The sequence below is a fragment of the Maricaulis sp. genome (assembly GCF_017643475.1).
GTDB lineage: Bacteria > Pseudomonadota > Alphaproteobacteria > Caulobacterales > Maricaulaceae > Maricaulis.
In genome coordinates this window covers 125,717-132,136 of sequence record NZ_JAEPNI010000005.1, presented here as the reverse complement: position 1 = coordinate 132,136, position 6,420 = coordinate 125,717, and the positions used below count along the sequence as shown (strand labels likewise).

Annotated in this window: 4 protein-coding genes and 1 pseudogene; 3 read left to right on the top strand and 2 right to left on the bottom strand. The window is 58.0% G+C overall.

Going from position 1 to position 6,420, the window contains the following annotated elements; translation table 11 throughout:
• The first annotated feature begins 305 nt into the window (after positions 1–305).
• Positions 306–1,313 (top strand): hypothetical protein, encoded by a 1,008-nt coding sequence (locus JJ889_RS15525; RefSeq protein WP_291896717.1) that lies wholly within the window; start codon positions 306–308, stop codon positions 1,311–1,313.
• A gap of 84 nt (positions 1,314–1,397) precedes the next feature.
• Positions 1,398–2,094: pseudogene (locus JJ889_RS15925) on the top strand (IS6 family transposase).
• Between the two features lie 83 nt (positions 2,095–2,177).
• Here JJ889_RS15925 and JJ889_RS15510 read toward each other — a convergent pair.
• Positions 2,178–3,659: a PAS domain-containing methyl-accepting chemotaxis protein gene (locus JJ889_RS15510; RefSeq protein ID WP_291896713.1), complete on the bottom strand. Its 1,482-nt coding sequence runs from the start codon at positions 3,657–3,659 to the stop codon at positions 2,178–2,180.
• Between the two features lie 185 nt (positions 3,660–3,844).
• Between JJ889_RS15510 and JJ889_RS15505 the strand changes: the two genes are divergently transcribed.
• Positions 3,845–4,540, top strand: a complete 696-nt coding sequence (locus tag JJ889_RS15505) for an IS6 family transposase (protein WP_291896710.1) — start codon at positions 3,845–3,847, stop codon at positions 4,538–4,540.
• A gap of 159 nt (positions 4,541–4,699) precedes the next feature.
• On the opposite strand, the gene JJ889_RS15500 is transcribed toward JJ889_RS15505, so the two are convergent.
• Positions 4,700–6,190, bottom strand: coding sequence for a serine hydrolase (locus JJ889_RS15500; RefSeq protein WP_291896708.1), 1,491 nt, complete (start codon positions 6,188–6,190; stop codon positions 4,700–4,702).
• Between the last annotated feature and the right edge of the window lie 230 nt (positions 6,191–6,420).

Genomic DNA, 6,420 nt, shown 5'->3' with positions numbered 1-6,420 from the left:
CAATCTCGAACGCCATTTCTACCGGCGTGAAGAATTCAAGGAAAGCCGCACTCAAGCCCTGCTCGAATGGTGTCAACTCGCGGCCTGAGTTAGGCTCGGTCCCGGTCTTTCGAGACCGATCCGTTTTCGTCTGACAGCACCCTGGGAAAGGTGTTCGCGCCAGCCTTGTCTGCCCGCGCGGCCCGGCACCCTGACGCGCAGGCGCGGATTACTCGATCGGTTAGGACCATGGGGGGTGTTGATCAGCATACGCGCGACGGATTTCCGCTGCTCACCCGTTCAACCCCCGTACCCAGGGGGGAAACATGGTTCAGAATATTGGTGTGTTTGCGTGTCTTGCCGCACTTCTTGCGCTTGTTCCCATGGCGCAGAGCGATGCGGGAACGCTGTATGATGATCACGGACCGCATACGGTAGAGACCGTGCTTGAGACGTGGACGGATACCGCGCGCGAGCGGGAGGTTCCGGTCAAACTCTACCTGCCCGATGGCGAGGGCCCCTTCCCCGTCGTGATCTTTTCACACGGTCTGGCCGGCTCACGCGAGGCAGCGCCTTATCTTGGCGAGCACTGGGCCAGTCACGGATTTCTGGGCGTCTTCGTCCAGCACCCCGGCACGGACCGGTCCCTGTTGGAGGGCATGACCAGCCGCGAAGAGGCCATCTCCGCCCTGCGCGGCCGCCGTGATCCGGCGAGTGCACGCGCGCGTTTCGAGGATATTCCCTTCATCATCGACGAGCTGGAACGCCGCGCTGCCGCGGGCGAGCTGGCAGTGGATACCAACCGGCTGGGTCTGTCCGGCCATTCCTACGGCGCTGCAACAACGATCGCCCTGCTCGGCCGCAGTTTCGGCCCGCGTGGCCAGTTTGGTGACGACCGGATTGATGCCGGTATCGCCCTCAGTCCGACAGCGCCGCCTGCCCGGCTGCCGGCGCGCGCGCATCCGCGGCTCTACGCCAACATGTCGACGCCGATGCTGCACATGACCGGAACGGAAGACCGCGCTGCCGTGCAGCCTGATATCGACCCGGCCGACCGCACCATCCCCTTTCAGCTGATCCCGGATGGCGAGCAATATCTGGTCGTTTTCCAGGACGGAGATCACAGCGTGTTCGGGGGGCGTCGCCGGGCGCCCGGCGGCGGTGCGGTGCCGGATTGGTATCCGGACGTGCAGGCGGTGACTGCCGAGATCACAACCGTGTTCTGGCAAGCCCATCTCAATGGCGATACCGATGCGCTGGCCTGGCTGGCCGGCACCGGGCTTGATGCCAGTGTGCGAGAGCATGACCGTGTCGAGCGCCGCAATCTGGACTGATGCGCGCACTGCTGCGCGGTTCAGGGGGCAGTGTCAGAGGAACTTGGGCTTGAGCGTAAGGTAGCGGTTTCGTAGCCTCTGCGGATGCGTAACCCATTCAAATATTTTCAAGACGTCGCCCGAGATCATCCGCCTGGCCGTGATGCTGTATGTCCGTTTTCCGCTGTCGCTCCGGAACGTCGAGGATCTGCTCCACGAACGCGGCATCGATATCACTCATGAAACAGTGAGATTTTGGTGGAACAGCTTCGGTCCACTCTTCGCGACGTCGATCCGAAGATGCCGCGTCCAGAACACAAACTACTCGAACTGGACCTGACATCTCGATGAAGTTTTCGTCCGAATAAACGGCGAACTCCTCTATCTCTGGCGGGCCGTTGATCATGAGGGTGAAGTGCTTGAGGCGTTTGTCACCAAACGCCGTGATCGCAAGGCAGTGCTGAAGTTTCTGCGCAAGGCGATGAAGCGATATGGGGCGCCGGAGCGGGTCGTGACCGATAAGCTTCCGTCCTACAGAGCGGCGCTTCGTGAACTCGGAATTGCCAGCCGGCAGGAAACCGGGAGGTGGCTCAACAACAGGGCCGAAAACTCACACCAGCCATTGCGGCGACGAGAGAAAATCATGAACCGGTTCAGGTCGACGCGGAGTCTTCAAAAGTTCGCCGCCGTCCAGTCGTCGATTCACAACCACTTCAACCTTGAACGTAATTTCTAACGCTGCGAAGAATTCAAGGTAAACCGCTCCGCCGCCCTGGCCGAATGGCGTCAGCTTGCGGCCTGAGTTGGGCTCAAACTTCGACTTTCGAGACCGATCCGGTTTCGTCTGACAGCACCATCCTGACTATTGACCCTCGCAAGCTTGCACTAACAGATGGCTTGGGCGGCTTTCCTCACGACCTTAGTTGCCGCTTCAACCTCCCCGGTCGCCTCGTCAATAGCCTGCATACTGCGCGTTACATCCGCCATGCCGGATGCGACCTGCTGCATGCTCGCAGAAATATCCGACGTCACGCTGTTTTGTTCCTCAACAGCCGCCACGACCGCAGACGAGATCTCGTCCACTTCACCGATGGTCAGGCGGATCGACTGGATCGCAGTCACCGATTTGGCAGTTACGTCTTGCACTTGGGTGATCTGCGCACCGATCTCATCGGTGGCCCTTGCGGCTTGGTTGGCCAAGCCCTTCACTTCGCTAGCGACAACGGCGAAACCCTTCCCTGCATCACCGGCCCTGGCCGCCTCAATTGTGGCGTTGAGGGCAAGCAGATTGGTCTGCTCGGCGATTGCATTAATCATTTCAACGATCTCACCGATCCGGTTTGCCGAGTCGGATAGCCCGGAGACGAACTCATTGGTGACATCCGCTTCTTCGACGGCATTGCGCGTAACTTCCATCGCCCGAGAAACTTGCTGGGAAATTTCACGTGACGACGCAGCAAGCTCCTCAGCTCCAGAAGCGACGGACTGGACGCCTTGTGAAGCTTGCTCAGAAGACGTCGCGACTTCAGCCGATTGTCGCGAAACCTCCGACGCGGATGTTGAGATCTTTTCGAGGTCTCGCGTTATCCCGTTTTGCGCGTCCGCTCGCTCTGCCCTTTCCTGGACTTGAGCGGTGATATCGGTCGCGAACTTAACGACTTTAATTGGTTGACCGTCAGGGTCGAACACGGGGTTGTAGCTGGCGAGGATCCAAACCTCTTTTCCATGGTTACCTATGCGACGGAACTCTCCGGTTTTGAACTGGCCCGAATTGAGTTCCGACCAGAACGTCTGATACGCGTCGCTTTCCGCCTCAACGGGATCCATGAACATCCGATGGTGTTTGCCGACAACCTGATCGAGATCGTATCCAACGGCTGCCAGGAAGTTCTCATTGGCATGTTGGATGATGCCATCCATATCAAACTCGATGACGGCCTGCACTCGATCGACGGCTTCGAGCTTGCCCGCAATTTCAGCCTGCCGCTGTTTTTCGCCTGTTATGTCGGTCGCCACCTTAATGACGCCGATCGGAGAGCCTCGGTCATCAAAAATCGGATTATAGCTCGCTTGAATCCAAACGGGACGCCCCCCCTTCGCGAGTCGTTTGTATTCAGCCGCCGAAAATTCGCCGCGCCCGAGTTGTGCCCAGAACTCGCGATACTCATCGGTCTCAGCATACTCAGCGTCGACGAACATCCGATGGTACTGCCCTCGAATTTCATCGAGCGAATACCCCATCGCATTGCAAAAATTCTCATTGGCCAAAAGTATCTTGCCTGACGTATCGAACTCGATGATCGCCTGTGACCTGCTTATCGCGTCGAATTTGGATTTGATGTTAGTGGTTCTAGATTGAGTAAGCATCGTATCCTCAACTGCCCAGTTGCGTTACGACACTGAATAAATCGAAATCGTTAGTAGATGGCTAACCATCCACAATCGATGCGATGCCGTTTTCATACGTGCAGCTCGATTTGCGCCGATCTCCGCTGGCAGTGTCAGAGGAGCTTCGGCTTGAGAGTGGAGCGCCAGTTTCCTAGCGTCGCGCGATGCGCAATCCGTTCCGATACTTTAAAACTTCACCCGAAATCATCCGCCTGGCCGTGATGATGTACATCCGCTTCCCGCTTTCGCTGAGGAACGTCGAAGATCTGCTGCACGAGCGCGGCATCGACATCACGCATGAGACAGTGCGTTTCTGGTGGAACCGGTTCGGTCCACTTCTCGCGAAGTCGATCCGAGGACGCCGCCTCCAGAACACTAACTACTCGAACTGGACCTGGTATCTCGACGAAGTTTTCGTCCGGATAAACGGCGAACTCCACTATCTCTGGCGGGCCGTCGATCATGAGGGTGAAGTGCTTGAAGCGTTTGTCACCAAGCGGCGGGATCGCAAGACTGCGCTAAAGTTTCTGCGTAAGGCGATGAAGCGATATGGGGCGCCGGATCAAGTCGTCACTGACAAGCTACCGTCCGACAAGGCGGCGCTTCGTGATCTGGGAATTGCGCATCGCGAGGCGACCGCGAGGTGGCTGAACAACAGAGCTGAAAACTCGCATCAGCCGCTGCGCCGGCGAGAGAAGATCATGAACCGGTTCAGGTCGATGCGAAGTCTTCAAAAGTTCGCCGCTATCCAATCGTCCGTCCATAACCACTTTAATCTCGAACGTCACTTTTACTCTCGATCAGACTTCAAGGAGAACCGCACCCAAGCCCTGGCCGAATGGCGTCAGCTTGCGGCCTGAGATAGGTTCGATCCCGGTCTTTCGAGACAGATCCGTTTGTGTCTGCCAGCACCCCGCTGGGACATTTGACGCAAGTAGTTCACGTGCCAGGTGCTATGATCGTCCTCGACGATCTGATGCCCTGGTAGGGCGGGTTGGCCAATCGGCTACCCTGAACGCCTAGTCGCGCACGTAGTGAGAGCTGGCGTTCGGTAAATGGAAAGTAACCGATTGGGTATCCCCGGATGCATCGCGGTGGAATTCCAGTTCGGCAATGCCCAAGCGCAATCCGAAACCCTCAATCCAGAACCGGTTGGGTGATAGCGGGATGAGTGCGATGGCGCCGTCATCGCCGTCGACGGTCATGGTCAATCGCTCGCCGTCTACAGCAATGTGAATTCGCTGGTCGAAAATCCGGCGTGTCATAATGCGGCGCAAGGCGTAGGGAAAGCCCGTGTCGACGCTATACGAACCGGCATAGTCAGAAAGCTGCTCCGCGGAGAGAGCGATCTCGGGAACCGAGATTGGCTCGTTGATCTCCCAGTTCATCGCGTCGGAAACGCCGTTTCTGATTTCCGTTATCAGGCCATTACCACCGGCGCCATTGGTCAGAATGACCAACCCGTCACCGGTAGCCAGATGACCCTCGATCCAGGCATGGTAGGAGGAGTTTACGCCACCATGGTGAAAGAGGAGCACACCATGACGGCCTTCAATACGCGGTCCCAGCCCGTGTTCGCTGGGTGACACTGGCGTCATCATGTCTTGTGCCAGAGAGCGAGGGAGAAAGCCGTCATCATCCCGATAACTGGCCAGAAGGGCGCCAACCAGGTTCGCGAGATCGTTCGCGCTTGTCCATAGGCCGGACGCTGCGCGTTCCGGGAAGGCCTCATAGCCGCGTGGTAGCGCGACGGCCGCGCCGTCCCGGTTGTGAGCCATGGCGATATTGCCATGCTCCGGCGGCAGTGGGTTGGTGAATGTGCTGCGAGTCATACCGAGCGGCGCCAGCAGGTGTGAACTCGCGATCATGTCGAAACCCGCTGCCGGGGCAGTGTCGTTTACGACCTGTTGGGCGAGCGTATAGCCGCCTCCGGAGTACTTGTACTCCGTCCCCGGCTCGAACAGGAGTGTGAGCGGGTCGTTCACGGCCGGACTTCGGCCCTCCAGGGTATCGATCGTCGACGGGAGATCGTCGCCAGGCTGGAAATCACGAAAACCGTGCATGTTGAAGCCAGACGTGTGCGACAGGATCGTGCGCAGCGTAACGCGACTTTCGTCAAACTCGGGATGATCCGGCAGGGACCAGCTCGTCAACTGAGTGGCAATGGGGGCATCCAGGTCGAGGGCGCCTTCGTTCGCAAGTCTCAATACAAGGCTAGCCGTAGCAACCTTGCTGACGGATCCTGCTGAAAACACGGTGTCGGCATCGACTGGATCCGCCGCACCGGATTGTCGCACGCCAAATCCCGAGGCAAAAACGACCTCCCCATCATCAATGATGGCGACAGCAACTCCCGGCACGCCATAATCCGCCATACGTTCATCGAGGGAATAGCGCTCTTCTACACCGCCAAACCAGACACGAGGTCGAAGTTTGTCCACAAAGCTGGCAGGGTCGGATTGCGCGAAGCTGGGTGCGGAAAGCGGGAACGCAATGACAGTGGCAGACAAGCAAAGGCCTTTTGCCATTCGGGTGAGCAAGGCGGACAACTGGAAGCTCCAACTGTAGTTGATTTTAGTCGGCAAATGACGCGGTCGTTAGGGCGTAGCACCGCCGAGAATGCGGCATAGCGTGCCGACCAGGGCAAAATATATGTGTGCAACGCCTGGTCAACTTAACGGAGTGTAAGAGAGGTGCTGTCAGAAGAAAAACGGTTTGAGCGGATTGGCCTGAAATCGTA

What these genes read in the sequence shown, in the direction of transcription:
- JJ889_RS15525 (WP_291896717.1), top strand. Translation starts at nt 306, where the DNA reads ATGGTTCAGAATATTGGTGTGTTTGCGTGTCTTGCCGCACTTCTTGCG.
- JJ889_RS15510 (WP_291896713.1), bottom strand. Translation starts at nt 3,659, where the DNA reads ATGCTTACTCAATCTAGAACCACTAACATCAAATCCAAATTCGACGCG.
- JJ889_RS15505 (WP_291896710.1), top strand. Translation starts at nt 3,845, where the DNA reads ATGCGCAATCCGTTCCGATACTTTAAAACTTCACCCGAAATCATCCGC.